Raw genomic sequence first — 26,566 nt, forward strand, 5'->3', positions numbered from 1 at the left:
CCCGCTCATACACGTACGGTAGCGCTACGCATCCTGTAGGAGCGGGCTTGCCCCGCGAAGGGGCCGGCCCAGGCAGCAACGATTGCCAGACCCCTCCCCGATTCCCGCCGCCACCTATAATCAGATAACCACCCAGCCTCAACCCTGCGAGGCTAGCCCGCGTGAACCCGCGCCTATCGCTGGTCCTGCTCTGCCTCCTGCTGGCCCTCACCGGCTGCGCCAGCAAGCGCCCGCCTGCCCCACCCCCACCCGCGGTGCTGACCGAGGCGGCCTGGCAACGCGTTGACCAGGAGCTGATCGACGCCTCGGTAGCCGCCACCGGCTCGGCCAACGACTACGCCCGACGCTCCATGCGGGTATGGAAGGAGCAAGTCCAGCAACGCACCGAAAGCGACTTCATCCCCTGGTTCACCGGGTACTGGACCCAGCAATGGCTGACCCTGAAAGTGGCCTGGTACAAGATGAACAGCGGCAACGGTGCCGACCCGCCGGAAAAGCGCCTGGCCCTGTACCTGCAGGAGCAGTACCACCAGCGGGTGATAGAACCAGTGGCCAAGCAGATCAACCCGGAAGCCATCCGCGATCGCGCCAGCGAGCTGTACCTGCAGCTGTTCGGCCAGCAACTGCCGGCAATCATCCAGCGTTACAACGCCCCGCCCGACCAGTTCAGCCAGCGTCTCAACCGCGTTCGAGCGATCAGCCTGGGGCCGCCTGATGCCCGTAACGCCACGCTGTATCAGTTGCTCCGTGCCAAGCCGCTGGACCAGCAACCGGCCTGGCTGTCTTTGCGCCAACACCTCAACCAACAGGCCGACAAGAACGCCAGCCAGACCCAGGTGGGCTTATCGTCGGTGGCCACCCGCGCCAGCGAGAAGCTCGGCGCCACCCTGGCGCCACGCGGGATTGCCAGTGCGGTTGCAGCGGCCGTGGGCAAGGCGGCGGGCGCACTGATCTCGGTCGCGGCAACCGGCATTGCGATGATCACCCACGATCGCGAACACCCGCAGATGGTCGAGCAGTTGCGGGTGATTCTCAATGTGGCACTAAACCAGGAATGGCAAGGGCTGATGGAGAATCGCCAGAGTGGGGCGATGTCCGGGGTGTATTACCTGTCGGGGCAGATCGAGGACAGTTTGCTGGGCAGCAATCGCATGACGCCAGCGCCGGCCTCTTCGCGGCTCAGGCCCGCCCCCACCACGTCACCCCAACCACTGTAGGAGCGGGCTTGCCCCGCGAAGAGGCCAGCCCAGTCACCCTCAAGCCGTCGCCATGGCCGATGTCGGCAAGCCGAATATCCGGTCAAATGCCCAGTTGTAGGCAAAGGTGTAGCACGGCACCAGCACGATAAACGCCAGGTCGACCAAGAACGCCTCCACCAGCGTCATGTCCAGCCACCAGGCAATCAGCGGAATCAGGTACACCACCAAGGTCAGCTGGAAGCCGATCGCATGACCGATCCGCCGCGCCACGCTGCGCCCGCGCTTGGCCTGGCGGCTCTCCCAATACTCGAACAGGCTGTTATAGATGAGGTTCCAGATCATCGCGATGGTGGTGATCATCACTGCCAGCGGGCCGGTGTGCGACGCTTGGGTATCGGACAGATACGCCAGGCCGAGGGTCGACATGCACAGCCCGATCAGTTCATAGAAGGTCACGTAGACCAGTTTGCGTTTAAGTCCTTGCACCGGGTTACCTCGGGTATGCAGTAGCTGAATGCGCCACAGAGTGCTTCAGAAAACTTGACAGGAAAAGTCAGCAGCTTTCAGATTGACTGACAGGAGGCTGACCCATGAATTTTTCCAGCGACACCATCCAGTTGTTTCTAACCGTGCTCGACCGTGGCTCTTTCTCGGCCGCCGCGCGCGCACTCAAGCGCGTACCCTCGGCGGTGAGCATGGCCATCGGCAACCTCGAAGCCGAACTGGGCTATCCGTTGTTCGAGCGTGGCGCGCGCGAAGCCCGGCCAACGGCGCAGGCCAAAGCGCTGGAGCCACATGCGCGGCTGATTGCCGAGCAACTCGGCCTGCTCCAGGTGCATGCGCTGGAGTTGTCCCAAGGCCTGGAAAGCAGCCTGGCCATTGCCGTGGTACCGGACATCGATCACCGGCCGTTGCTGAGCGCGATTGCCGCCCTGGGCGAGCGTTATCCGCTGCTGGATATCGAGCTGCTCAGCGCACCGCAGGAAGAAGCCCTGCAGTTGCTCGACGGCGGTCGGGTCAGCCTGTGCCTGGCCTTTGCCGGGTTGCAGGTGGACCCACGCCGCAGCTTCCAGAACATCGCCCGGGAGTCGCTGGTAGCGACCCTGTCGCCCAGCCACCCGGCGCTGCGTGGAGGGCGCATCCGCTACCTGGAGGACCTGGTCAACGTGCGCCAGATTCTGGTCTGCAGCAGCGAGCTGCCGCTGAGCGATCCGCGCTCGCTGATCGGCGCCGCCCATTGGCGCAGCAACAGCCTCGATTTGGCCTTGCAGATGGTCGAAGCGGGTCTGGGCTGGGGCGATTTTCCGCTGTCGCGGGTGGCGCCACTGGTGGCGGCTGGACGCTTGCTGCGGCTGGATTTTCGCAACACGCAGAACGCCCTCGAACTGCCGGTGCATGCGTTTTGGGCCAAGCAGCAACCGTTGCGGCAAGGGGCGCGGAGCCTGGTTGAGCTGCTGACAGAAATGCCGTGAGGCAGCGCCCTCACCGTCCGTCGAAATCACCTGAAGAAGTCAGCGCAAGCCTTTAAATCTTTTTCCGCCCACGCCGATAACAACACTGAAAGGTCCGCCCTCGCGTCATGAGCGCACGGCGCCCTCCCCCAAGAATTGGCTCAAGGTCTCGAAACATGAACCTGAAGTTCCGCCACAAGATTCTGCTCAGCGCCTGCGGTGTCGTAGTCCTGGCATTCGCCCTGTTCACCCTTTACAACGATTACCTGCAGCGCAACACCATCCGCCAGAACCTCGAATCTTCTGTTCAGCAGTCAGGCGCCCTGACCGCCAGCAGCGTGCAGAACTGGATGAGCGGCCGCATCCTGGTGCTGGAAAACCTTGCCCAGGATGTTGGCCAGCAAGGTGCCGGCGACACCCTCGCCGGGCTGGTCGATCAGCCTTCCTACACGCGCAACTTCCTCTTCACCTACCTGGGCCAGGCCAACGGGCAGTTCACCCAACGGCCAGACGCCCAGATGCCAGCAGGCTACGACCCGCGTCAACGGCCTTGGTACAGCGCCGCCGCAAGTGCCGGCCAAACCGTGTTGACCCCGCCCTATCAAGGCGCTGTCGGCGGCATGGTGGTCACCATCGCCACCCCGGTCAAAGGCAAGGACGGCCAGTTGATTGGCGTAGTGGGCGGCGACCTGACGCTCGACACACTGGTCGAGATCATCAACTCGGTGGACTTTGGCGGCATCGGTCACGCCTTCCTTGCCGACCGTGACGGCCAGGTGATAGTCAGCCCCGACAAGACCCAGCTGATGAAAAACCTCAAGGACATCTACCCGGGTAGCAACCTGCGGGTCGAAGCCGGCATGCAGGACGTGACCCTCAACGGCGAGGATCGGCTCATCTCGTTTGCGCCAGTAACCGGCCTGCCCTCGGCGAAGTGGTACATCGGCCTGTCCATCGACAAGGACAAGGCCTACGCCGCGCTCACCCAGTTCCGCACCTCGGCGGTGATTGCCATGCTGATTGCCGTAGCGGCGATCGCGGGCCTGCTGGGCCTGTTGATCCCCGTGCTGATGCGTCCGCTGACCACCATGGGCCGCGCGATGCGCGACATCGCCGAAGGCGAAGGCGACCTGACCCGCCGCCTCGACGTACAGAACAAGGACGAGTTCGGCGAACTGGCCGGCTCGTTCAACCGCTTTGTCGAACGTATTCATGCCTCGATCAGCGAAGTGTCTTCGGCCACCCGTCTGGTCCATGACCTCTCGGAAAAAGTCGTCAGCGCCTCCAACGCCTCGATCAGCGGCTCCGAAGAACAAAGCATGCGCACCAACAGCGTCGCGGCGGCGATCAACCAGCTGGGCGCCGCCACCCAGGAGATTGCCCGAAATGCCGCTGACGCCTCGCAGCACGCCAGTGGCGCCAGCGACCAGGCCAATGACGGCCGCCAGGTGGTGGATGATGCGATCAACGCCATGACGGCGCTGTCGCAGAAGATCAGCAAATCGTGCGAGCAGATCGAAATCCTCAATGCCAGCACCGATGACATTGGCAAGATCCTCGATGTGATCAAGGGCATTTCCCAGCAGACCAACCTGCTCGCACTCAATGCCGCCATCGAAGCCGCCCGCGCTGGCGAGGCCGGGCGTGGATTCGCCGTGGTTGCCGACGAAGTACGCAACCTGGCGCACCGCACCCAGGAGTCGGCTGAAGAGATTCACCGCATGATCACCAGCCTGCAGGTCGGCTCGCGCGAAGCGGTGCACACCATGAACGCCAGCCAGGTCTCCAGCGAACAGACCGTGCAAGTCGCCAACCAGGCCGGCGAGCGCCTGGCCAGCGTGACCCAGCGTATCGGCGAGATCGACGGCATGAACCAGTCGGTCGCGACCGCAACCGAAGAGCAGACGGCCGTGGTCGAAAGCCTCAACCTGGACATCACCCAGATCAATACGCTGAACCAGCAAGGCGTGCACAACCTCAACCAGACGCTGGTGCATTGCGACGCATTGAGTCAGCAGGCCGGCCGGTTGAAGCAGTTGGTGGGCAGTTTCCGCATCTGACGGCTGGGTGTCAGTGCCGGCCTCTTCGCGGGGCAAGCCCGCTGCTACAGGAGCAGCGCAGACCTGTAGGAGCGGGCTTGCCCCGCGAAGAGGCCGGCACTGACACACCACGCAATCAAGCCACGCCCAGTTATAACCTAATAACGAACAAGTCTATTTGGCTATAAAAAAATCTATATGCTGGCTTCCATCCGATCACGGGCAAGTTGGGCAGTCGAGTAGCGTATGGATGTAGGTTCTTTCGGTTTCACCCTCGCGGGTCTGATTGTAGGTTTCATCGTTGGCATGACCGGCGTCGGCGGCGGTTCGCTGATGACCCCGATCCTGCTCTGGTTCGGCGTCAATCCCGCCACCGCGGTGGGCACCGACCTGCTCTACGCCGCCATCACCAAGGCCAGTGGGGTCTGGGTGCACGGCCGTAACAAGAACATCGACTGGACCATTACCGGCTGGCTGAGCCTGGGCAGCGTGCCCGCAGCCGCGTTGACCCTGTGGTTCCTCAGCACCCTGCACACCGACACCTCGGCACTCAATGCAGTGATCAAGCAAGGCCTGGCCGTGGTGCTGATCCTCACTGCACTGGCCCTGCTGTTCAAATCGCGCCTGCAGGCCTTTGCCAACCGTCATGCGGGCGACCATTACCACCTCAGCGATCGCACCCTGAACATCCTCACCGTGCTGACCGGCGTGGTCCTTGGCGTGATGGTCACGCTGACCTCGATCGGTGCTGGCGCTCTGGGCACGGTGGCGCTGTTCCTGCTCTATCCGTTCCTGGTGACCCGCCGCCTGGTCGGGACCGAGATTGCCCACGCCGTGCCATTGACCCTGGTCGCCGGCCTGGGCCATGCGGGCATGGGCAACATGGACTGGTCGCTGCTCGGTTACCTGCTGCTCGGTTCGCTGCCGGGGATCTACCTCGGTAGCCACCTCACCGGGCGCATCTCTGATCGCGTGCTGCGTCCGTGCCTGGCGGGCATGTTGCTGCTGATCGGTTACAAGCTGGCGTTCTGAGGCCTGGGCCGATCAGCTCACCCGCAGACGCCATTGCCCGGTGTAGCTCAGTTCCAGGCGAGACAGCGGTAACACATCGATGCGCTGGAACGCAGCCAACGGGCTACCGAGCAGCTGCACCAGCACCGCACGCATGACCATCGGATGGGTCACTGCCAGCCACTGGCCCGGGGCCGTGAAGCCTTCCAGCCAGGTGCCGATCCGCTGACACAGCGCAGCGATCGACTCACCGCCGTGCGGCGCGCTGTACGGGTCTTGCAGCCATTGCGCCAGTGCCTCGGGTTGCTCGGCCTGAAGCTGCTTGAGCGCCAGCCCCTGCCAACGCCCCAGGTCACAATCGGCCAGTGCCTCTTCCACCCGCGCCTTGGCGCCCAGGCCGGCGGCGGTCTGCAGGGCCCTGCGCTCCGGCGCGGACACTACCTGAACGTCATCCGCAGCCCGCTCGGGCTGCGCGAGCAGGGTCATTATCGGATCATCCGGACAGGGCAACCGGCCACTCTTCTGGGGCTCGGTCAGGGCATGGCAGACCAGGGTCAGGCGAACGGCTTTCACCGATGTCCTCATCAATCAGTGCAAGGGTGCGCTGTAGCATGGCGCTTTTGCCGAAGAATGTCGCGGCAGAAGGCGGAACACTGCGCTAGGATCGCCACTCCAAACCTGACACCTCACAGCCAGAGCCAACAATGTCCGCGCCGCCCCGCACTGTTTCCAGCCCGCTACTGCTCGCCCTGCGTGAAGGCACCCAGGCCTGTCACAAAGGACTGGAAACACGTTTGCCTTTTTTCCACGCCGATTTCGACCTGCCGGCTTACCGCCGCTTGATGCAGGCGTACTATGGCTTTCATGCACCGCTGGAAACGCTGTTGAGCGGCTACCAGGGCAGCGAGCGCGCCAAGACGCCGACATTGGTCAGCGACCTTCAGGCACTGACGCTGACAGCTGCCGACATCGACGCCCTGCCCCTGTGCCAGGCACTGCCGGTGATCGACAACGAGGCCAGTGCGCTGGGCGTGATGTACGTGATTGAAGGTTCTACCCTCGGCGGCCAGGTCCTCAAGCGGGCGATGGCCGAGCGGCTGGGTATCGACGCCGACAACGGCGGCGGCTTTCTCGATGTGTACGGGGCGATGACCGGCCAGCACTGGCGCAGTTTTCTCCAGCGACTTGAGCAAGCGCCGGCATCGGCCGCCGCGCAAGCCTGCACAGTGCACGCAGCCGTCGCCACGTTCGAGCGTTTCGAACAATGGCTGGAGCACAGCGCCGTGCTGCGCTAGCACGGCACATCAGATGACGAGTTGCAGCACACCCCACACTGGCAGGCTCATGACCAAGCCCACTGCCACTTTAGGCCAGTAGGGCAACAGCATCACCAGCACCATCCCCGCCAGCGATATCGCCCCGAACCAGGCCACCGGCCCCATGGCCCAGCCCCAGGCCCTGGCGCACAGGACCAGGCTGGCCAGCAGCGCTGCCCAGCCCAGCCCGCGCAAGCTCAGGCGCAACCCACGCGGACACGGCCGTGCCCATACCTGCTTGTAATGCCGCTCAAGCCCCTGGCACAAACCGAGCATCCCCGCGTAGGCGAACAGCAAGCCGCCAATGATCGTGATCAGCATGCCTCGACCTCCCTGTTACGCGCCGCCCGCGTCTTCACCGGCGCGGGCTGGCGATGAGCAATCCGCCACGCCGCCAAGGCCAGGCCGATAGCCACGACCAGGCCGGTGATCTCGACGCCCAGGCGCATGCTGTCGGCACCGCCTGCCAGCATCCCGAGCAGCCCCAAGCCGCCACACAACAGCGCCGCCAAGCCCAGCTGCTCGACCCAGGCCTGCTTGGCCGGACGCACGCCGGCATGCAACAGCGCGATCAGCCAAAGCCCGAAGAACCCGCGTACCTCCCACGCCTCGCGATGGGCCAGCTCCGCCGGCAGCAGGCGGCTGGCCCACAGCAACCCGGCGCAGGCCAGCAACAGCCCGGCAATAAAGCCCACGTTGCACACCTCAGCCACCCGGTACCAGCGACGCGCACTGATCTGGGCACTGGCAGTGGCGTACTTGCGCCCGCGCTTGACGCAGAACAGCACCAGCCCGCTGGCAATCATCGCGCAGCTGACCAGCCCGCAGACGAAGTACAGCCAACGCATCGGGTAACCGCCGAACTGGGCGAAGTGCAAGCCCGCCATGACCCGCTGGGTCAGCGGTGCCGGACGCAGCTCGGGCACGTCGCTGAGCAACTTGCCGCTGACTCCGTCAAACACCATCACGTTGCCCTTGGTCAGGGCGATGCGATTACCCAGCAGCGGGCGAATCTCGATCCGCGCAGCCGTGGTATTGGGGTTGCGGATGCTCAGCCCGCCCAGCGGCCCCAGACTTGCCTCGGCCTGGGCCAGCAACGGTGCCACGTCGTGCAACTCGCCGGGGGCTTTGGCCAGGCGCCGCGGCTGCTCCATGCGAGCATTGCCCTGGGCCTGGAAGTAGGCCCGCTTGTCACCGTCGAACAGCGCGTCCACCCCTGCCGGGATGTAGATCATCATGAAGATCACCAGCCCGGTGTAGGTGATCATCAGGTGAAACGGCAGCAGCAACACCGCACTGGCGTTGTGGAAGTCCAGCCAGGAGCGCTGGCCCTTGTCCGGGCGGAAGGTGAAGAACTCCTTGAAGATCTTCTTGTGAATGACAATGCCGCTGACCAGCCCGGCAAGCATCACCAAAGCCAGCGCACCGACCACGAAGATGCCCCAGTTGCGCGGCAGGTCGAGGGTGAAATGGAAGCGGAAGAAGAAATTGCCACCGACGCTCTCGCGCACCGCGATCGGCTCGCCGCTGCGAGGATCAAGCTGCACCCCGCCGCCATGCCGACGCTCGCCGGTAGACACCGCCAGGCCTGGCGCACGCTCGCTGGGCAGGCTGATGCTCCAGTTGCTGGCCGTGGGTTGATGGGCCTGCAGGTAGGCGATGGCACGCCGGGCAGCATCGGCCTGGGACACCCCGGTAGCCGGGATTTCCGGCTGCATCCAATGGTTGAGCTCTTTGTCGAACACCGCCAGGGTGCCGGTGACGAAGATGGCGAACAGCAGCCAGCCAAAGATCAACCCGGCCCAGGTGTGCAGCCAGGACATCGATTGGGTGAAGGTGTTTTTCATGCCAGCCACCGCATCGCCTGCGGCCAGAAACCGATCAGCGCCAGCGGTGCGGCCAGCGCCAGCGGCGCCCAGGCGCGCAGGGCGTCGCGGCTGGCGAAAGCCCAGAGAATCGTCAGGGTGTAGAAGATGAATGCTGGCAGCGTGGCAACGATGATCGCGTCGGCGGGTGCCAGCGGCAGGATCCGCGCCAGGCAGGCGGTGGCCGCGTAGCTCAGGGCGTAGCCGCCGAGCAGGGCTGCGGCGCTGCGCGAGAGGATGCGCAGCCAGGCAGGGGTCTGGCTCATGGTAGGTCCTCGGGGAGTAAATGGGGCTGCTTGCAGCCCAGCGCAGCACTGTAGGAGCGGGCTTGCCCCGCGATGGGCCGCAACGCGGCCCCAACAACGATGATCAGAAGGAAATGTTCAGCGACGCAAACAGCGCACGCCCCGGCTGGTTATAGGTATTGGCGCCCGAGCTGCTGGCATTGCCGCCGCGCAGGATCTGCTTGTCGAACACGTTGTTCACGCCCACCCGCACGTCATAGTGCTCGTTGAACTTGTAACCGGTGCTCACATCCACCAGGCCATAGGCTTCAACGTCCTGCTGCGCCTCGACGTCGTAGTCCTGCTGGGTGCGGTAGTTGTAGCTCGGCGACTTCTGTTTACCGAAGTAGGTCCCGGCCAGCTGGAACGACAGCTTGTCCGTCGCGCGCCAATCGAGCGTGGTGTTGACGGTGTACTCAGGGATCACCGACAGCGGTTCGCCAGTCTCGCGGTTGTCGTTATCAAGCATCCAGGTCAGGTTGGTGTTCCAGTCCAGAGTCGGCGTCAGCTCGATGAAGAAGTTGCCTTCGATGCCTTCGACTCGCGCCTCACCGGCGTTTTCCCACTGGGTCACGCGGCTGCCGCTGTTGATCGCATACAGCACATCGGTGCCACCGATGATCTTGTTCTGGTAATCGTTGCGGAAGTAGGTCGCGCTGGTACGCCAGGTGCCACGGTCGTACAGCAGGCCGATTTCCTTGTTGACGCTGATTTCCGGCTCAAGATCGCTGTTGCCCTGCAGGTAGCAGCCACCGGCGTTGGTCTGCTCCACGCTGCAGCCGTTGCCGCGGCTGTACAGCAAGTAGTTGGAGTTGTACTGGTACAGGTTCGGTGTCTTGTAGGCGCGGGCGATGCCGCCCTTGACGGTCAGTGCCTCGGTCAGCTTGTGCGACAGGTTCAGGCTCGGGCTGAGGTTGTCGCCGAACGCCTCGTGGTGGTCCAGGCGCAAGCCTGGGGTGATGGTGGTATCGCCGACGATGATGTTGTCTTCGACAAACAATGCATAGCTCTTGGCGGTCATCTTCGAGTTGCTGCGATCAAAGCCATTGATCACGCTGTTGCCGGTGCCGCTCGGGTCGAAGCTCTGCGGCCGGAACGAGCCCTGGTCGTTGAGGGTTTCGTAGAGGTACTCGCCGCCCAGGGTCAGCACGTGCTCGGTGCTGCCCAGGGCGAACGGCAGGTTCACTTCACTGTTCAGGCGGGTATTGCGCAGCCGCGACATGGCCGCGCCGCTGTCGTTGATCGCGCCTTCCGGGCCGCCGGCCAGGCCTTCGTTGAGGCGCCAGTTGCGCACGTACTCATAGGCCAGCACGGTCCTGCTGCTGCCCCAGCTGAAGTCGCCCAGGTGGGTCAGGTCGTAGGTGCTGCGCTGCATCACGTTGGTCTCATGGCCATACAGGCTGGAGATCAGGTCAAGGTTGCCGCCACCGTTGCTGTTCATCGTGTCGCCGGTGTAGATGTTGCCCTGGCGGCTGTAGCCAGCGCTCATTTCCAGGCGATGCTCATCGTTGAGCTTCCAGCTCAGCAGGCCGTTGATGTCCTTGTTGCGCACGCCCTCACGGCCGGCCACCAGGGCGCTGTTGGCGTGGTCGGCGTTGATGTCGAGGTCGTCGGCATCGGTCTTGGCCAGCCCCCCGAAGAGGCGGAAGCCAAGGTTTTCGGTGAGGCCGCCGCTGAGGTTGAAGTTGGTCCGGCGGCTGACGCCCTCGGCGCTGTCTTCAGGCATCTGCGTGTACAGGTTGATGTTGCCCTTGAGCTCGTCGGTCGGGCGTTTGGTGATGATATTGACCACCCCGCCCATTGCACCCGAGCCATAGCGTGCAGCTGCTGGGCCGCGCAGGATTTCGATGCGTTCGACCGCCTCGGCCGGCACCCAGTTGGTTTCACCGCGGGTATCACGGTCGCCGTTCCAGCCGTAGCGCACCGCGTTACGGGCGTTGGATGGCTTGCCATCGATGAGGATCAGGGTGTTTTCCGGGCCCATGCCGCGCAGGTCGATCTGGCGGTTGTTGCCGCGTGCACCGCTGGCGCTGTTGCCGGTCAGGTTGACGCCGGGCTCGCGGCGGATGATATCGGACAGGTCGTTAGCGGGTGGATGGCGCTTGATGTCGTCTGCAGTAATGATCGAAGAACCTAGCGCTTGGCGTGCTTCGCGCTCGGCGGTGACCAGGGTGTCTTGAATCACCAGCGTCTGGCTGTCGAGCGGGACCTCCAGCACCTCAGCGTTTTGCTGCTCCTGCGCTTGCACTGCGGTCACCACCAGGGCCGGTGACGACAACGCAATGAAGGCCAGGGCAAGGCCGTTGGGTGAGGTTCTGGATTGCATCGAGACATCTCCTGATTCGTGGACAAAGCGCCAAAACCCCGACCAGAAAACCGAAGAGTCCACACCCTTCGGCCTCTCAAGCGATACTTGGGGGGCCAATAGGGATGGTGAATATAATGATTCGCAAATAGGTTTAAATCTTATTTACGAAATTTACAGATTTTGCCGGGAACTTTGCCACGGATCTGCTAGCTCTCAGGAAGCAGCCCGGAGACACACGCAGCCGCGCCGCCCCGATCCTCCCTTCCTCGCGAGCTCCAACATGCTGATTGCCGCCGCTGTCTTCGTCTTCACGCTGGTGCTGGTCATCTGGCAGCCCAAAGGCCTTGGGGTCGGCTGGAGCGCCAGTATTGGCGCCCTGCTCGCCTTGCTGGTCGGCGCGGTGTCACTGCACGACATCCCCGCCGTGTGGGCGATCATCTGGAACGCCACGGCGACTTTCATCGCCATCATCATCGTCAGCCTGCTGCTGGACGAGGCCGGTTTCTTCGAATGGGCCGCGCTGCACGTGGCGCGCTGGGCACGCGGTGATGGCCGCCGGCTGTTCGCCTTCATCGTGCTGCTGGGTGCGGCGGTGTCGGCATTGTTCGCCAATGACGGCGCGGCGTTGATCCTCACCCCGATCGTCATGTCGATGCTGGTGGCCTTGCGCTTCTCGCCTGCGGCGACGCTGGCCTTTGTCATGGCCGCCGGTTTCATCGCCGACACCGCCAGCCTGCCGCTGGTGGTGTCGAACCTGGTCAACATCGTTTCGGCAGACTATTTCGCTATCGGTTTCAATCAGTACGCGCGGGTCATGCTGCCGGTCAACCTGGCTGCCGTGGCCGCCACCCTGTTGGTGCTCCTGCTGTACTTTCGTCGGGACATTCCGGCGCGCTATGCGCTGGACGAACTCAAGCAACCGGCCTTGGCCATCCGTGACCGAGCGACCTTCCGGGTTGGCTGGGTGGTGCTGGTCGGCTTGCTGGCCGGGCTGTTCATCCTTGAACCCTTGGGCATCCCGGTCAGCGTGGTGGCGGCGGTGTGCGCTGCAGTGCTGTTCGCGGTGGCCGCCCGCGGCCACGTGATCTCGACCCGGCGCGTGCTGCGCGAGGCGCCGTGGCAGATTGTGCTGTTCTCGCTGGGCATGTACCTGGTGGTCTACGGCTTGCGCAATGCCGGCCTGACCGACGCACTGGCCGCCGTGCTCGACTGGCTGGCTGGGCAGGGCCTGTGGGCTGCGACCCTGGGCACCGGGCTGATCGCGGCACTGCTGTCGTCGGTCATGAACAACCTGCCCAGCGTGCTGATCGGCGCCCTGTCGATCCATGCCAGCGAAGCCCAGGGGGTGGTCCGTGAGGCGATGATCTACGCCAACGTCATCGGCTGCGACCTGGGGCCGAAGATCACCCCCATTGGCAGCCTGGCGACCCTGCTCTGGCTGCATGTGCTGGCACGCAAGGGTGTGCGCATCACCTGGGGTTACTACTTCAAGGTCGGCATCCTGCTGACCTTGCCGGTGTTGCTGGTCACTCTTTCGGCGCTGGCTTTGCGCCTGAGCATTTGAAACTTGCAGCCTCGAATGTGCTCCCTGCGCCCAAGGGTTGACAACCCTTCGAAACAACCTACCCGACCTGCCACAGCCCAGAAACCTGCGTGGTAAAGCTGCTGCTCATCAACTCCCGGCGCATCCCCCACTCAGGCCCTACCGGCACTGCGCCCGAGCGCAGCGTGCCGCTCCCCCAGCGGGCATTGACGCCGTCGATCACCTGCATCACTCGCTCGGCGTTAAGCGGCTGCGCGGCGGCGAACAAGTCATCGGTGTACTCGCCCCGCTGGCACAGGTCCATTAAAAGTACCTCGGCCTTGCTGTAGCGGAAACCCTCGCGAAACACCCGCTCCACCGCCTCGAGCGCCATGCGCGTCAACAGCCGCACGTCATCGGTGGGGTATGGCAACTGCACCATCACGCCACTGGCGTACTTGGCCTCCTCCGGGTTGAACATGCCGGTGCGAATGCTTACGCGCAGCTTGCGCGCCAACGACTGTTGCCCGCGCAGCTTCTCGCAGGCGCGCATGACGTAAGTAGCGACTGCCTCCTTGATGGGGGCCAGTTGCGTCACGCGCTGACCGAACATACGGCTGCAGCAGATTTCCTGGCGTGGGGGTTCTGCCGCTTCGAGCTCGAGGCAAGGCGTGCCGGCCAGCTCGCGGACGGTCTTTTCGATGACCACGCTGAACTGCTTGCGCAGGCTCCACGGTTCGGCCTGGGCCAAGTCCCAGGCGGTACGGATATCCAGGCCGCGCAGGTGCGCAGCCATGCGCGGGCCGATGCCCCAGACCTCGGACGCCGCGCATTTCTTCAGCACCCACTCGCGCCGGGTGGCGTCACGCAGGTCGCAAACACCGCCAGTTTGCACGGCCCAGCGTTTGGCTGCGTGGTTGGCCAGCTTGGCCAGGGTCTTGTTGCCGGCAATGCCCACCCCCACCGGAATACCAGTGTGCCTGAGTACCCGATCTCGAATGTCACGGCCCAGGCTGTCGAGATCACCCGGCATGCCGCTGAGGTCGGCGAACGCTTCATCAATCGAATACACCTCCAGCGCCGGCACCATGCCCTCGATCACGGTCATCACCCGCTGGCTCATGTCGCCATACAGAGCGTAGTTGGACGAGAACGCCACCACGCCGTGGCGGCGCAGCACGTCTTTGACCTGAAAATACGGCTGGCCCATCTTCACCCACTGCTTGGCCTCGGCACTGCGGGCGATGACGCAGCCATCGTTATTGCTGAGGACGACGATCGGTGTGCGCAACAGGTCGGGACGAAACACCCGCTCGCAGCTGGCGTAGAAGCTGTTGCAGTCGATCAGGGCGAAAACGGGATCAGGGGTTCGAGACATGGCCGCACATCGATTAACTGTATATGCATACAGTAAACAGGTCGTACGCTATCCGGTCAATGCACCAGCGACCATCGGCCAAGAGCTGACTTGTGAATCAACAACAATCCAATAATTTTTTGTACACGAAATAACCATTAAAGATTTATCTCCGACCCGCCGAAACAACATAGATAGCAAGTTGCCATTGCCGTAGCGGGTCGGCCATTTGCCTCTTTCGGACAGGGATGAGCGTGACGATGAAAATAAAAAACAAATTGATACTGGCCTTCGTCCTCGTGGCATTTATCCCGGTAAGCCTGGTTGGCGTGATATCGGTATTGAATATCCGCGCCGATGCCGTCGACCAGTTTGTGGATGGCAGTACCCGGGAAATCCGCCAGATAGACGGCAATATGCGGCAGTTCTTTGATGGCACTTCGCAGAACGTCGATCAAATGTCCGCCGATCCTGTATACAACTCAGTTAAAACATTAAAACACTACTTAAGTACCGATGCTGCCAGTCAGCCCATGCCGGCCGCCGCGCAACAGGTGATTGATGCGTTCGCTCGATATGGCGCGACGCATCCAGCGGCGGCGATCCTGTCGATTGGCCTTGAAGACGGCAGCTATGCAAAATGGCCAGACGACCCGCAACTGGCCAACTACGACCCGCGTTCGCGCCCGTGGTACAAAGCCGCCATGGCCAGCCCGGAGAAGACCGTGCGCACGGCGGCCTACTACTACGACAAGGATGACGTAGCCCTGGTCGGTACCGCCCGCGCGCTGCTCGATGAAACGGGCAAGGCCAGAGGTGTGTTCGTCGTCAGCGTGTCGCTGAAAAACCTCACTGAACTGATCAAGAGCATCAAGCTGGGCGAAAGTGGTTACGTGATGCTGGTCGAAGACGGCACCGTGCTGGTCGACCCGCGCGATGCCAGCCACAGCTTCAAGCAGCTCAAGGACCTCGGCGCGCCCTATGCGCAACTGGCCGCCACCGCGCAGGGCTCGACCGAAGTGGAGATCGACGGGGTCAGCTACATGGCCAACGTGTGGACCTCGCCGGGCCTGGGCTGGCGCTTCATCGGCCTGATCGAGCAAAACGAGGTGATGGGCGCGGCCACCCGCATGACCTACCTCACCGCCATCATCGTCACCCTGCTGGCGATTGTCTTCGGCCTGGTTGCGGCAGCGTTTTCCAAGGTAATCGTCAAACCCATCGGCCAGGTCAGCACCGGCCTGCAGTCGATCGCCGAGGGCGAAGGCGATCTGCGCCGCGACCTTGACGTACAGGGCAAGGATGAAACCGCCGAGCTGGCAGGTTGGTTCAACAAGTTCCTCGCCGCGATCCGCCAACTGATCCAGCGCATTGGCGCGGCCTCGAGCAATCTGCAGGATGCCTCGCGGGTCAACAGCGAAGTGGCCAGCAACATGAACGAAGCGGCCGGGCGCCAGCGTGAAGCGGTCGAACTGGTGTCGACCGCGTTCAACGAGATGGTTGCGACTGCCAACGAAGTGGCCCGCTCCTGCAGCAGCGCAGCCGACGCAGCAGAAAACGGCCATCGCCGCGTGGCCGAGGGCAAGCAGCAGATCGAAGTGACCACCGACAACGTCAACCGCCTGGGCAGTCGCCTGAGCGAGTCGTCCCAGGCCATGGTTGAACTGGAACAGGGCAGCCGCAGCATCAACCAGATCCTGGGCACCATTCGCGCGATTGCCGAGCAGACCAACCTGCTGGCGCTGAACGCGGCGATCGAGGCGGCACGCGCGGGCGATCAAGGCCGAGGCTTTGCCGTGGTTGCCGATGAAGTGCGGGCGCTGGCCAAGCGCACCGCCGACTCGACCGGCGAGATCGATCAACTGCTCAACACCTTGGGCAGCAAGACCCAGGAGGTGTCGCAGAAGATGGAGAGCTGCTTAGACCTGTCGCGCGCCAGCGTGTCGTCGATCGAGAATGCCCGCGACAGCTTTGAAGGCATCCAGTTGTCGGTCAACGAGATCCGCGACCAGAACCTGCAGATCTCGGCGGCGGCGGAAGAGCAGCACAGCGTCGCTGAAGAGATCAACCGGCATATCCAGCAGATCTACGATGAGGCGCGCCTGGTCGAAGGGCTGGCGAATTCTGCGCAGGAAGATTCCGGGCGGCTGGCGCAATTGTCCCAGGAGCTGAATGGGCTGGTGGGGCGGTTCAAGTCCTGAGGCGTGCCTGAACTGTCGCCGGGGGCGCTGTGCGCCCCATTCGCGACACAAGGCCGCTCCCACAGGGTGATCAGCAGGCAGCCGCTGCGCCGCCCTACCCTTTGGGGTCATGACTGCGCACGCTGAAGGTCACCACCCCCCAGATCAATAACTCGTCTCCCTCCATGATGTAACGTGGTGCGAACCGCGGGTTCTCCGAGCGCAATGCAACCTGCCGCCCTACCTTGTGCAGCCGCTTGCACAAGGGCTCGCCATTCACCGCGGCAATGACGATATGCCCGTGCTGGGCCTCGAGCGAGCGATCGACCAGCACCAGGTCACCGTCGAAGATCCCCGCGCCCTGCATGCTGTCGCCGTCTATCCTGACCAGATACATGTGCGGCGCGCGCAGATTGAACAGCTCATCCAGCGAGATAGGTTGTTCCATGTGGTCGGCCGCAGGCGACGGAAAGCCCGCCGGTACACGGAACAGATAACGCGGGAGCGCACTGCTCCCTGAAGCGATCGGACCGAGAATCGACGTCATGAGCCAGCCTTGCAATTAAACTGTATGTATATACAGTTAATCGGACGCCGGCCATGCGGTCAATTTCGGCGTAGAGAATTTCGACAAGTGGGAGACATGCAATGTGCGGACGCTTCGTCCAGTACCAAGGCCTGGCCGACTACCTGCGTGAGCTGGACGCCGAACAGGATGTGATCAGCGGCTACGACAACCTGCCGATCGGGCGCTACAACGTCGCGCCCGGCAGCCGCGTGCTGATCCTGCACAACGCCGAGAACGGCCTGCGCATCGACCCCTGCCATTGGGGTTGGGCGCCATTCTGGGCGACCGGCAAACGCCCGGCACCGATCAATGCGCGGGTCGAGACAGTGACCACCGGCAAGTTTTTCCAGGCGCTGTGGCCGCAAGGACGCGCACTGGTAATGGCCGATGGCTGGTACGAGTGGGTCACGGACCCGCAAGAGCCCAAGCGCAAGCAGCCGTATTTCATTCGCCTGAAGAGCCAGGCACCGATGTTCATGGCGGCGTTGGCCCAGGTGAAACCGGCGCTGGAGCCGAACGAAGGCGATGGCTTTGTGATCATTACCGCGGCCAGCGACCAGGGGATGGTGGATATCCACGATCGCCGCCCCTTGGTGCTGGCGCCGGAGCACGCCCGCGCCTGGCTTGACCCGACCCTGCCGGCCGAGGCCGCCGAGCAACTGGCACGCGAGCAGTGCCTGCCGGTGGAGGCCTTCGAGTGGTTTGCGGTGAGCAAGGCGGTGGGCAATGTGCGTAATGAAGGCGCGGAGCTGATTGTGCTGGAGGCCGCACAGGAGACGTTGTTTTGACCGGAAACGAGCAGATCAGAGTGAGGGGCGCTCTGGCTTCAAAAAGCTGTTCGTCGTTCTCGATACCCAGAAGATTCTTAAGGATAGAAGTGCCTGGATAACAGTAAGCGTCTTGTCCGACTCCATATTTATCCAACAATCAGACCTTTTTGCGGTACGCCCGCAGAAGCGCTTCTCGGGATGGCAGCTCACGTTCAGCCGAGCCAGGCGTGACGTCATAGCCCTCAAGCCGCAAGCTGGCCACGTAATTGGAGCGACGGGTCTTGGCGCAATAAGCTTTCTTGGCCTCCAAGCTGATCCCTTTCACCGGGGAATGCCTCCTACCGTTAGTCGAGTGCTGATTATAGCGAATGCGTGAGTCACATGCGTCACCATTCAAACGGCCTTTGTGTGTCAGCACCAGTCCTGCGCGGGTGAGGCGAAACACCCCAACACCGCCCCTGCAGAGACCAGACAAGGCATGAAGAACCACTAACCCACCACCCCCGATCCCGTCAACGCCTCCCGCACCAAGCCATCCACCTCCCCGTCCGGATGCGCCTGCATCCACTCGACCAGCTGCCGGCGCATGGCCGGGGCCCAGAAGCTCTGCAGATGCTGTTTGACGCCCTGCACCGCTAGCGCGCGGTCCGGCTCGCTGTCGAAATAATGAGCAATCTGGTTGGCCATCTTGACCAGGCTTTCAGTACTCATCGGCGCACCTCGGCGGTCTCCGGCTGCTCGCTGTTGCGTCGTTCCTTGAGCAAGCGGCGCTGTTCATCGCTGAATGCCTGGTAACGCTGCTGCCACTGCGACGGCTGCGACACGCGCACCACTTCCACCGCCGTGACCTTGTACTCAGGGCAGTTGGTGGCCCAGTCGGAGTTGTCGGTGGTGATCACGTTGGCGCCCGACTCAGGGAAGTGGAACGTGGTGTAGACCACCCCTGGGGCCACCCGCGCACTGACCTGGGCACGCAGCACGGTCTGCCCGGCACGGCTGCCGATCCCGACCCAGTCGCCGTCGACGATCCCGCGGCTTTCGGCATCACTAGGGTGAATCTCCAGGCGGTCCTGGGCATGCCAGGCGACGTTTTCCGTGCGCCGGGTCTGGGCGCCGACGTTGTACTGACTGAGGATCCGCCCGGTGGTCAGCAGCAGCGGATAGCGGCTGTTGACCTTCTCGTCGGTGGGCACGTAGCCGGTCAACATGAAGCGCCCCTTGCCCCGCACAAACTGGTCGATGTGCATGGTCGGGGTGCCGTCGGGCGCGGCGTCATTGCAGGGCCATTGCAGGCTGCCGTGGCGGTCGAGTTCGCTGTAGCTGACGCGGTGGAAGCTCGGCGTCAGGCGGGCGATTTCATCCATGATCTGCGACGGATGACGGTAGTTCATCGGGTAACCCAAGGCATTGGCCAGGGCCACGGTAGCCTCCCAGTCGGCCTTGCCCGCCAGCGGCGCCATGACCTTGCGCACCCGCGAGATGCGCCGCTCGGCGTTGGTAAAGGTGCCGTCCTTCTCAAGGAACGAGCTGCCCGGCAAGAACACATGGGCGAACTTGGCCGTCTCGTTGAGGAAGATATCCTGCACCACCACGCACTCCATGGCGCGCAGGGCCGCGGTGATGTGCTGGGTATTGGGGTCGCTCTGGGCGATGTCCTCGCCCTGGCAGTAGAGCGCCTTGAAGCTGCCATCCAGGGCCGCCTCGAACATGTTGGGGATGCGCAGGCCTGGGTCAGGCTGCAAGGTCACGCCCCAGGCCTGCTCGAACTCGGCACGCACGCTGTCGTTGGAGATGTGCCGATAACCGGGCAACTCATGCGGGAACGAGCCCATGTCGCACGAGCCCTGCACGTTGTTCTGCCCACGCAGCGGGTTCACCCCGACCCCTTCGCGGCCAATGTTGCCGGTGGCCATGGCCAGGTTGGCGATGCCCATCACCGCAGTGCTGCCCTGGCTGTGCTCGGTGACACCCAGGCCGTAGTAGATCGCCGCGTTGCCACCGCTGGCGTACAGCCGAGCGGCCGCGCGGATTTGCTCGGCGGGCACGCCGCACACCGGACCGAGTACCTCCGGGGCATTCTCCGCGAGGCTGACGAAGTCGCGCCAGCGGGCGAAATCCGCGCCTTCGCAGCGGGCATCGACAAAGGCTTGAGCAAGCAGGCCTTCGCTGACGATGACATGCGCCAGGGCATTGAGCATGGCCACGTTGGTGCCGGGGCGCAATTGCAGGTGCAGCTCGGCGCGGGCATGCGGCGAGTCGACCAGGTCGATGCGCCGGGGGTCGATGACGATCAGCCGCGCGCCCTCGCGCAAGCGCCGCTTGAGCTGCGAGCCAAACACCGGGTGGGCGTCGGTCGGGTTGGCGCCGATCACCAGGATCACGTCAGCCTGCATCACCGAATCGAAACTCTGGGTCCCGGCAGATTCGCCCAAGGTTTGCTTGAGGCCATAACCAGTCGGCGAATGGCAGACCCGCGCGCAGGTGTCGACGTTGTTGTTGCCGAACGCCGTACGCACCAGTTTCTGCACCAGGTAGGCTTCTTCGTTGGTGCAGCGGCTTGAGGTGATACCGCCAATCGAATCACGCCCGTACTTGAGCTGAATGCGCCGCAGCTCACTGGCCGCGTAGGTGACCGCCTCGTCCCAGCTGACCTCCTGCCAGGGGTCATCGATGTGCTTGCGGATCATCGGCGTGGTGATGCGATCCGGATGGGTCGCGTAGCCCCAGGCGAAACGGCCCTTGACGCAGGCATGGCCATGGTTGGCGCCGCCGTTCTTGTCCGGCACCATGCGCACCAACTGCTCGCCCTTCATCTCGGCGCGGAACGAACAGCCGACGCCGCAGTAGGCGCAGGTGGTGATCACCGCGCGCTCGGGCTGGCCGATCTGCACCAGGCTCTTCTCGGTCAGGGTCGCCGTCGGGCAGGCCTGTACACAGGCGCCGCACGACACGCATTCAGAACTGAGGAAGTCGTCGCCGCCCGCCGCGGCAACACGTGACTCGAAGCCACGCCCGGTGATGGTCAGGGCAAACGTGCCCTGGATGTCTTCGCAGGCGCGCACGCAGCGGCTGCAGACGATGCACTTGCTCGGCTCGTAGTCGAAATACGGGTTGGAAACGTCCTTGGCCTCGGCCAGATGGTTGGCACCGTCATAGCCATAACGCACCTCGCGCAGGCCCACCTGGCCGGCGACCGTCTGCAACTCGCAGTTGCCGTTGGCCGAACAGGTCAGGCAGTCCAGCGGGTGATCAGAGATGTACAGCTCCATGACGTTGCGGCGCAGGTCGGCCAGACGCGGAGTCTGGGTACGCACCACCATGCCCTCGCTGACCGGCGTGGTGCACGAGGCCGGGTAGCCGCGCATGCCCTCGACCTCGACCATGCACATCCGGCACGAGCCAAACGCTTCAAGGCTGTCGGTGGCGCAGAGTTTGGGGATATTGGTGCCGAGCAGTGCCGCCGCACGCATGACCGAAGTGCCGGCCGGCACGCTGATCGCACGGCCGTCGATGTTGACACTGACCTGCAGCGCACTGTCGCGGGCCGGGGTGCCCAGGTCGATATCACTGGAAGGGTCGAAGTAGTTGATCATTGGGCAGCCTCCGGGCTGGCCAGACCGAAGTCGGCAGGGAAGTGCTTGAGGGCGCTGGCTACCGGATACGCGGTCATCCCGCCCATGGCGCACAGCGAGCCGTATTGCATCGTGTCGCAGAGGTCGCGCAGCAGATTGGCCTGGTCTTCGCGGTAGGCCGGGTCGGTGCTGGCGATCAAGCGCTCGACCACCTCCACCCCACGGGTCGAACCGATCCTGCACGGCGTGCATTTGCCACAGGATTCCTCTGCGCAGAACTGCAAGGCAAAACGGGCCATGCCAGCCATGTTCAGGCTGTCGTCGGCCACCACCACACCGCCGTGGCCGATCATCGCGCCCACGGCGGCAAAGGCCTCGTAGTCCAGCGGCGTGTCGAACTGCGACGGCGGGACCCACGCGCCCAACGGCCCACCGACCTGCGCTGCCTTCAACGGCCGACCGCTGGCAGTGCCGCCGCCGTAGCCTTCGACCAGCTCGCGCAAGGTCAGGCCGAAGGCACGCTCGACCAGCCCGGCGTAACGCACGTTGCCGGCCAGCTGAAACGGCAAGGTGCCGAGCGAACGGCCCATGCCGAAATCACGATAGAACGGCGCCCCCTTGGCCAGGATGATCGGCACCGAGGCCAGGGTCAGCACGTTGTGCACCAGGGTCGGCTGGCCGAACAAACCTTGCAGCGCGGGCAGCGGCGGCTTGGCGCGGACGATGCCGCGCTTGCCTTCGAGCGATTCGAGCAGCGCGGTCTCCTCGCCACAGATATAGGCGCCAGCGCCCACCCGTACTTCGAGGTCGAACGCCACGCCGCTGCCGGTGACATCCAGGTAGCCCGCCTCGCGCGCCAGCAGCACAGCCTCGTTCAGCACCCGCACCGCATCGGGGTACTCCGAGCGCACGTAGATGTAGCCTTTACTCGCCCCTACCGCGAGGCCGGCGATGATCATGCCTTCGATCAGCAGGAACGGATCGCCCTCCATCAACATGCGATCGGCAAAGGTACCGGAGTCGCCCTCGTCGGCGTTGCATACCACGTACTTCTGGCCGGCTGGAGCGTCACGCACGGTCCGCCACTTGATCCCGGCCGGAAACGCCGCGCCACCGCGCCCACGCAGGCCGGAGTCGAGCACCGCGGCGACCACCTCGCCAGCGTCCATCAAGGCCGCCTTGGCCAGGCCGTCGAAACCGCCATGGCTGCGGTAGTCATCCAGCGACAGCGGTCGGGTGATGCCGGCGCGGGCAAACAACAGCCGCTGCTGCGACTTGAGATAGGCGATCTGCTCGACCTGGCCCAGCGCCAGCGGATGCTGGGCAGGATCTGCCGTCAGCGCATCGAGCAGGCTCGGCACGTCTTCGAGGCTCACCGGGCCGAAGCCCAGACGGCCCTCGCCAGTGTCCAGCTCGACCAAGGGTTCCAGCCAGTACAGGCCGCGAGAGCTGGTGCGCTGGATGTGCAGCGGCAGTTGCCGCTGCGCGGCCTCGGCGGTCAGCGCCTGGGCCAACTGATCGGCGCCCACCGCGCGGGCGACTGAATCGCAGGGGATGAACAGCTTCAGCATGGCTTCACCTCCTGCAGGCAACCGTCGACCAGCGCCCGCAGGCGCTCGGGGGTGAGCCGCGCGTGTACCTGGCCATCGAGTTCAAGCGCCGGTGAACAGGCACAGGCGCCCAGGCAATAGACCGGACGCAGGCTGACCGCGCCATCGGCGCTGGTGCCGTGGTCATCTAGCCCCAATTGCTCACGCAACTGCGCGGCCAGCGCCTCGGCGCCGCGGCTCTGGCAGGACTCGGCCCGGCACAGGCGCAGGGTATGCCGCGCCGGCGGCGTACTGCGAAAATCGTGATAGAAACTGATCACCCCGCGCACCTCGGCCTGGCTGAGGTTGAGGGCATGGGCGATCTCGGGCACGGCGGCATCGGGGATATACCCGGCGCCGGCCTGGATCGCATGAAGAATCGGCAACAGGGCGCCGGGCGTGTTGCGGTGGTGCTCCAGAACACGCTGGATCACGGGCAGGTCAAGCGTCTCATCAGGCATACAGCGGACCTCGGCATACGGACCTCGCTGCACGCGGGCAGACGAACGTCCGGCGTCTTCGGCTGTGGCGCACCGGCCACGTCACGGTCACGTGGCGCCGGGCACCTCCTTGCCCATGGCCGTGCATCTGCGTGCACTGGCGTCAGGGGCATCCTGACAGCATGGCACTCCTGGCGGCGGGGGGATGCGTGCGAACGACCAGGCACAGTCTGAAACCGACGGAGGGTCGGCTGCAGCGATCAGTAGGGCCCGTCTTCAGATGCCCGGAGGGTCGCGTGCCTGCAATCCGCCTGGATCCGAGCAATGACGGACTTGAGCAGCTCGTTCTAGCTCATTCGTCCTTATTGAGCATGCCCATGTGCGCATCGTCCATGAGAGCCTTGGCCATTTCGCTGAGGAAGTGGGAGGCCCAAACCAGCACCGGGTCGTTTTCCATAACGCCAATGAAGGACGCGCGGCGGGCGCTGTCGAGCAGGACTGATGCTTGCTCCAATGCATGGTCGCAGCAGTTACCCGCCTCTACCCGAAACAGTCGTTTACCTTCGATAACACCGTCCAGGCAGGATGCCGAGCCGACGGTCCAGCCAAGTCTGCCAATGACTACTGGCGGTTCGTTGTCCATAGTCAATCCTCGTGTTTTTGTATTGCCGAGCCTCTTAGCAAGGCCAGCCCCACAGGTACAGCGCCGATCTTGAAACCGACGCACCCCCTGTAGGAGCTGGCTTGTCCTGCGATGGGCTGCGCAGCAGCCCCCAGGGCCCGCACAAACACCTCATCCCTCAAAATGAAAACCCATCAATGCAGCGTATGCATTTCAGGCTGATCCCGCCGTTGCACCTGCGCCAACGCCGACGCGACCAACGCGCGAATCGACTCCAACTCGTGCATCACCGACAGCAGCATGATCGAGCCCGGCGACTTGGCCAGTAGCAGCATGGACTGATGAGCGACAGTCAAGGCGCAGAGGGTGTACTCCGAGGCTTGGACCAGAGTGTCCTCAAGGGATTGCGGGGGAATGGCATGAGGCGGATCTGGAACGATCTTGAGCATTATCGACTTCTCCTGCGTTAGCAAAAACCGCCGAGCCATCCTTTGCAGAGGATGGGTGGCGGCTACGTACAGGCTGCAAAACCGGGGCAGAAGAAGAAAACCCGGCAGGTCCGAAGACCTCCCGCACGTAGCCACCATGAAGCGACGACGACAGCATAAATACCTGCCGACCACTTGAATGGAATCTTCTTTAGCTCGGGTTTGCATGCCCGGTCGCTGATTTGGCAGCGACTGGTCGAGACTATGAGCCGGAGAAGACCACCGCAATGGCGCAAAGGCGGTAAAAGGATGATTCAGAAATGGACTACAGGGAACAGGGAAAATCTGATTCTTTCGTGTAGGACGTCCGGCTTTTTCAGATCACGCTGCATCGTCCACAGAGCTGATAACCCGGGTAGATTTGTTATCAGTTGAGCGCCAACCTGCAGTACTTAGGTTCAGGTTGGCGTGCCTGGCTAACTCGACTCAGTCTTTATTGAGCATGCCCATGTGCGCATCATCCATGAGTGCCTTGGCCATTTCGCTAAGAAAGTGGGAGGCCCAAACCAGCACCGGGTCGTTTTCCATAACGCCAATGAAGGACGCGCGGCGGGCGCTGTCGAGCAGGACTGATGCTTGCTCAAGAGCATGGTCGCAGCAGTTACCCGCCTCTACCCGAAACAGTCGTTTACCTTCGATAACACCGTCCAGGCAGGATGCCGAGCCGACGGTCCAGCCAAGTCTGCCAATGACTACTGGCGGTTCGTTGTCCATAGTCAATCCTCGTGTTTTTGTATTGCCGAGCCTCTTAGCAAGGCCAACCCCACAGGTACAGCGCCGATCTTGAAACCGACGCCCCCCTGTAGGAGCTGGCTTGTCCTGCGATGGGCTGCGCAGCAGCCCCCAGGGCCCGCACAAACACCTCATCCGTCAAAATTAAAACCCATCAATGCAGCGTATGCATCTCAGGCTGATCCCGCAGTTGCACCTGCGCCAACGCCGACGCGACCAACGCGCGAATCGACTCCAATTCGTGCATCACCGACAGCAGCACGATCGAGCCCGGCGACTTGGCCAGTAGCAGCATGGACTGATGAGCGACGGTCAAGGCGCAGAGGGTGTACTCCGAGGCTTGGACCAGAGTGTCTTCAAGGGATTGAGACGGAAGATTGAAATGGGGTGGATCAGGAACGAGCTTACGCATTGTTGAAACCTCTTTTGCATTGGATTCAACCACCCTCCCACCCTTGCAATGGATGGGGTGGCAGCCACGTACGGGTCTGCAAGACCGGCGCAAAAGAGAAAACCGGCAGGCCCGAAGACCTCCCGTACGCAGCCGCCATAGAACACATTCGTCAGCACAGATGAAATGCTCACGACTTGGCAGTGGATCAATTTCGCTCTCAGGCTTGCAGGCCCGGCCGCTGATTTGGCAGCGACTGGGCGAGACTAGGACGCAGAAATGACCACCGCAATGGCGCAAAGGCGGTAAAAGGATGATTCAGAAATGGACTACAGGGAACAAGGAAAATCTGATTCTTCCGTGTAGGACGTCCGGCTTTTTCAGATCACGCTGCATCGTCCACAGAGCTGATAACCCGGGTAGATTTGTTATCAGTTGAGCGCCAACCTGCAGTACTTAGGTTCAGGTTGGCGTGCCTGGCTAACTCGACTCAGTCTTTATTGAGCATGCCCATGTGCGCATCATCCATGAGTGCCTTGGCCATTTCGCTAAGAAAGTGGGAGGCCCAAACCAGCACCGGGTCGTTTTCCATGACGCCAATGAAGGACGCGCGGCGGGCGCTGTCGAGCAGGACTGATGCTTGCTCAAGAGCATGGTCGCAGCAGTTACCCGCCTCTACCCGAAACAGTCGTTTACCTTCGATAACACCGTCCAGGCAGGATGCCGAGCCGACGGTCCAGCCAAGTCTGCCAATGACTACTGGCGGTTCGTTGTCCATGGTCAATCCTCGTGTTTTTGTATTGCCGAGCCTCTTAGCAAGGCCAGCCCCACAGGTGCAGCGCCGATCTTGAAACCGACGCCC

Annotated in this window: 26 protein-coding genes and 1 pseudogene; 8 read left to right on the plus strand and 19 right to left on the minus strand. The window is 63.2% G+C overall.

The window, feature by feature from the left end; translation table 11 throughout:
- Positions 1 to 161 precede the first annotated feature (161 nt).
- Positions 162 to 1,217 (plus strand): hypothetical protein, encoded by a 1,056-nt coding sequence (locus tag J3B00_RS20375; RefSeq protein WP_310195544.1) that lies wholly within the window; start codon positions 162 to 164, stop codon positions 1,215 to 1,217.
- Positions 1,218 to 1,256: 39 nt separating this feature from the next.
- Here J3B00_RS20375 and J3B00_RS20380 read toward each other — a convergent pair whose 3' ends face one another.
- Complete coding sequence (locus J3B00_RS20380) at positions 1,257 to 1,685, minus strand: PACE efflux transporter (protein WP_209870992.1); 429 nt, start codon at positions 1,683 to 1,685, stop codon at positions 1,257 to 1,259.
- Positions 1,686 to 1,789: 104 nt separating this feature from the next.
- Between J3B00_RS20380 and J3B00_RS20385 the strand changes: the two genes are divergently transcribed.
- From J3B00_RS20385 to J3B00_RS20395, 3 genes are all read left to right on the plus strand, one after another.
- Positions 1,790 to 2,671, plus strand: a complete 882-nt coding sequence (locus J3B00_RS20385) for a LysR family transcriptional regulator (RefSeq protein ID WP_209870996.1) — start codon at positions 1,790 to 1,792, stop codon at positions 2,669 to 2,671.
- A 155-nt stretch (positions 2,672 to 2,826) separates the two neighbouring features.
- A complete protein-coding gene (gene mcpA, locus J3B00_RS20390) occupies positions 2,827 to 4,710 on the plus strand; it encodes a methyl-accepting chemotaxis protein McpA (protein WP_209871000.1) in 1,884 nt (627 codons plus the stop codon).
- A gap of 225 nt (positions 4,711 to 4,935) precedes the next feature.
- On the plus strand, positions 4,936 to 5,721 hold the full coding sequence (locus J3B00_RS20395; protein ID WP_209871003.1) for a sulfite exporter TauE/SafE family protein: 786 nt from the start codon (positions 4,936 to 4,938) through the stop codon (positions 5,719 to 5,721).
- Between the two features lie 12 nt (positions 5,722 to 5,733).
- Here the strand turns inward: J3B00_RS20395 and J3B00_RS20400 are convergent, their stop codons facing one another.
- Positions 5,734 to 6,273 carry a histidine phosphatase family protein gene (locus J3B00_RS20400; RefSeq protein ID WP_209871007.1) on the minus strand — a complete coding sequence of 180 codons (540 nt, stop codon included), beginning with the start codon at positions 6,271 to 6,273 and terminating at the stop codon, positions 5,734 to 5,736.
- A 131-nt stretch (positions 6,274 to 6,404) separates the two neighbouring features.
- Between J3B00_RS20400 and J3B00_RS20405 the strand changes: the two genes are divergently transcribed.
- Positions 6,405 to 6,995, plus strand: coding sequence for a biliverdin-producing heme oxygenase (locus J3B00_RS20405; protein ID WP_209871010.1), 591 nt, complete (start codon positions 6,405 to 6,407; stop codon positions 6,993 to 6,995).
- Between the two features lie 9 nt (positions 6,996 to 7,004).
- Here the strand turns inward: J3B00_RS20405 and J3B00_RS20410 are convergent, their stop codons facing one another.
- The 4 genes from J3B00_RS20410 to J3B00_RS20425 all read right to left on the minus strand — a co-directional run bounded on the left by J3B00_RS20410 (position 7,005) and on the right by J3B00_RS20425 (position 11,491).
- Complete coding sequence (locus J3B00_RS20410; protein WP_209871013.1) at positions 7,005 to 7,337, minus strand: DUF3325 domain-containing protein; 333 nt, start codon at positions 7,335 to 7,337, stop codon at positions 7,005 to 7,007.
- Positions 7,331 to 8,863 carry a PepSY-associated TM helix domain-containing protein gene (locus J3B00_RS20415; protein WP_209871016.1) on the minus strand — a complete coding sequence of 511 codons (1,533 nt, stop codon included), beginning with the start codon at positions 8,861 to 8,863 and terminating at the stop codon, positions 7,331 to 7,333. The genes J3B00_RS20410 and J3B00_RS20415 overlap by 7 nt, the downstream gene beginning before the upstream one ends.
- Complete coding sequence (locus J3B00_RS20420; protein WP_209871019.1) at positions 8,860 to 9,147, minus strand: iron transporter; 288 nt, start codon at positions 9,145 to 9,147, stop codon at positions 8,860 to 8,862. The genes J3B00_RS20415 and J3B00_RS20420 overlap by 4 nt, the downstream gene beginning before the upstream one ends.
- Before the next feature lie 103 nt (positions 9,148 to 9,250).
- Entirely contained in the window at positions 9,251 to 11,491 is a 2,241-nt protein-coding gene (locus J3B00_RS20425; RefSeq protein WP_209871023.1) for a TonB-dependent siderophore receptor, read from the minus strand.
- A gap of 262 nt (positions 11,492 to 11,753) precedes the next feature.
- On the opposite strand from J3B00_RS20425, the gene J3B00_RS20430 reads away from it, so the two are divergent.
- Complete coding sequence (locus tag J3B00_RS20430) at positions 11,754 to 13,037, plus strand: arsenic transporter (protein ID WP_209871026.1); 1,284 nt, start codon at positions 11,754 to 11,756, stop codon at positions 13,035 to 13,037.
- A gap of 58 nt (positions 13,038 to 13,095) precedes the next feature.
- On the opposite strand, the gene J3B00_RS20435 is transcribed toward J3B00_RS20430, so the two are convergent.
- The gene (locus J3B00_RS20435; protein ID WP_209871030.1) at positions 13,096 to 14,373 is read right to left on the minus strand and encodes a Y-family DNA polymerase; all 1,278 of its coding nucleotides are present in this window, start codon (positions 14,371 to 14,373) and stop codon (positions 13,096 to 13,098) included.
- Between the two features lie 239 nt (positions 14,374 to 14,612).
- On the opposite strand from J3B00_RS20435, the gene J3B00_RS20440 reads away from it, so the two are divergent.
- Positions 14,613 to 16,553, plus strand: a complete 1,941-nt coding sequence (locus J3B00_RS20440; protein WP_209871033.1) for a methyl-accepting chemotaxis protein — start codon at positions 14,613 to 14,615, stop codon at positions 16,551 to 16,553.
- A 94-nt stretch (positions 16,554 to 16,647) separates the two neighbouring features.
- Here the strand turns inward: J3B00_RS20440 and umuD are convergent, their stop codons facing one another.
- Positions 16,648 to 17,079, minus strand: coding sequence for a translesion error-prone DNA polymerase V autoproteolytic subunit (umuD, locus tag J3B00_RS20445; protein ID WP_209871037.1), 432 nt, complete (start codon positions 17,077 to 17,079; stop codon positions 16,648 to 16,650).
- Positions 17,080 to 17,180: 101 nt separating this feature from the next.
- On the opposite strand from umuD, the gene J3B00_RS20450 reads away from it, so the two are divergent.
- Complete coding sequence (locus tag J3B00_RS20450; RefSeq protein WP_209871040.1) at positions 17,181 to 17,888, plus strand: SOS response-associated peptidase family protein; 708 nt, start codon at positions 17,181 to 17,183, stop codon at positions 17,886 to 17,888.
- A 34-nt stretch (positions 17,889 to 17,922) separates the two neighbouring features.
- Here the strand turns inward: J3B00_RS20450 and J3B00_RS26755 are convergent.
- The 11 genes and pseudogenes from J3B00_RS26755 to J3B00_RS20495 all read right to left on the minus strand — a co-directional run.
- A pseudogene (locus J3B00_RS26755) lies at positions 17,923 to 18,027 on the minus strand (cell filamentation protein Fic); the annotation flags it as partial.
- Positions 18,028 to 18,195: a YhfG family protein gene (locus J3B00_RS26760; protein WP_310195575.1), complete on the minus strand. Its 168-nt coding sequence runs from the start codon at positions 18,193 to 18,195 to the stop codon at positions 18,028 to 18,030.
- 164 nt (positions 18,196 to 18,359) lie between these two features.
- Complete coding sequence (locus J3B00_RS20455; protein ID WP_209871043.1) at positions 18,360 to 18,581, minus strand: formate dehydrogenase subunit delta; 222 nt, start codon at positions 18,579 to 18,581, stop codon at positions 18,360 to 18,362.
- Complete coding sequence (fdhF, locus tag J3B00_RS20460; protein WP_209871046.1) at positions 18,578 to 21,463, minus strand: formate dehydrogenase subunit alpha; 2,886 nt, start codon at positions 21,461 to 21,463, stop codon at positions 18,578 to 18,580. Before fdhF ends, J3B00_RS20455 begins: the two co-directional genes overlap by 4 nt.
- Positions 21,460 to 23,013: a formate dehydrogenase beta subunit gene (locus J3B00_RS20465; RefSeq protein ID WP_209871051.1), complete on the minus strand. Its 1,554-nt coding sequence runs from the start codon at positions 23,011 to 23,013 to the stop codon at positions 21,460 to 21,462. The genes fdhF and J3B00_RS20465 overlap by 4 nt, the downstream gene beginning before the upstream one ends.
- Positions 23,007 to 23,492 carry a formate dehydrogenase subunit gamma gene (locus tag J3B00_RS20470; protein WP_209871053.1) on the minus strand — a complete coding sequence of 162 codons (486 nt, stop codon included), beginning with the start codon at positions 23,490 to 23,492 and terminating at the stop codon, positions 23,007 to 23,009. Before J3B00_RS20470 ends, J3B00_RS20465 begins: the two co-directional genes overlap by 7 nt.
- A gap of 331 nt (positions 23,493 to 23,823) precedes the next feature.
- The gene (locus tag J3B00_RS20475) at positions 23,824 to 24,114 is read right to left on the minus strand and encodes a DUF3077 domain-containing protein (RefSeq protein WP_209871055.1); all 291 of its coding nucleotides are present in this window, start codon (positions 24,112 to 24,114) and stop codon (positions 23,824 to 23,826) included.
- Positions 24,115 to 24,287: 173 nt separating this feature from the next.
- Positions 24,288 to 24,542: a hypothetical protein gene (locus J3B00_RS20480; RefSeq protein WP_209871057.1), complete on the minus strand. Its 255-nt coding sequence runs from the start codon at positions 24,540 to 24,542 to the stop codon at positions 24,288 to 24,290.
- Positions 24,543 to 25,007: 465 nt separating this feature from the next.
- Complete coding sequence (locus tag J3B00_RS20485; RefSeq protein ID WP_209871059.1) at positions 25,008 to 25,295, minus strand: DUF3077 domain-containing protein; 288 nt, start codon at positions 25,293 to 25,295, stop codon at positions 25,008 to 25,010.
- A 172-nt stretch (positions 25,296 to 25,467) separates the two neighbouring features.
- Positions 25,468 to 25,725 (minus strand): hypothetical protein, encoded by a 258-nt coding sequence (locus tag J3B00_RS20490; protein WP_209871062.1) that lies wholly within the window; start codon positions 25,723 to 25,725, stop codon positions 25,468 to 25,470.
- Positions 25,726 to 26,194: 469 nt separating this feature from the next.
- Complete coding sequence (locus tag J3B00_RS20495; protein ID WP_209871059.1) at positions 26,195 to 26,482, minus strand: DUF3077 domain-containing protein; 288 nt, start codon at positions 26,480 to 26,482, stop codon at positions 26,195 to 26,197.
- Between the last annotated feature and the right edge of the window lie 84 nt (positions 26,483 to 26,566).

The sequence above is a fragment of the Pseudomonas sp. BP8 genome, assembly GCF_017875955.1.
Lineage (GTDB): Bacteria > Pseudomonadota > Gammaproteobacteria > Pseudomonadales > Pseudomonadaceae > Aquipseudomonas.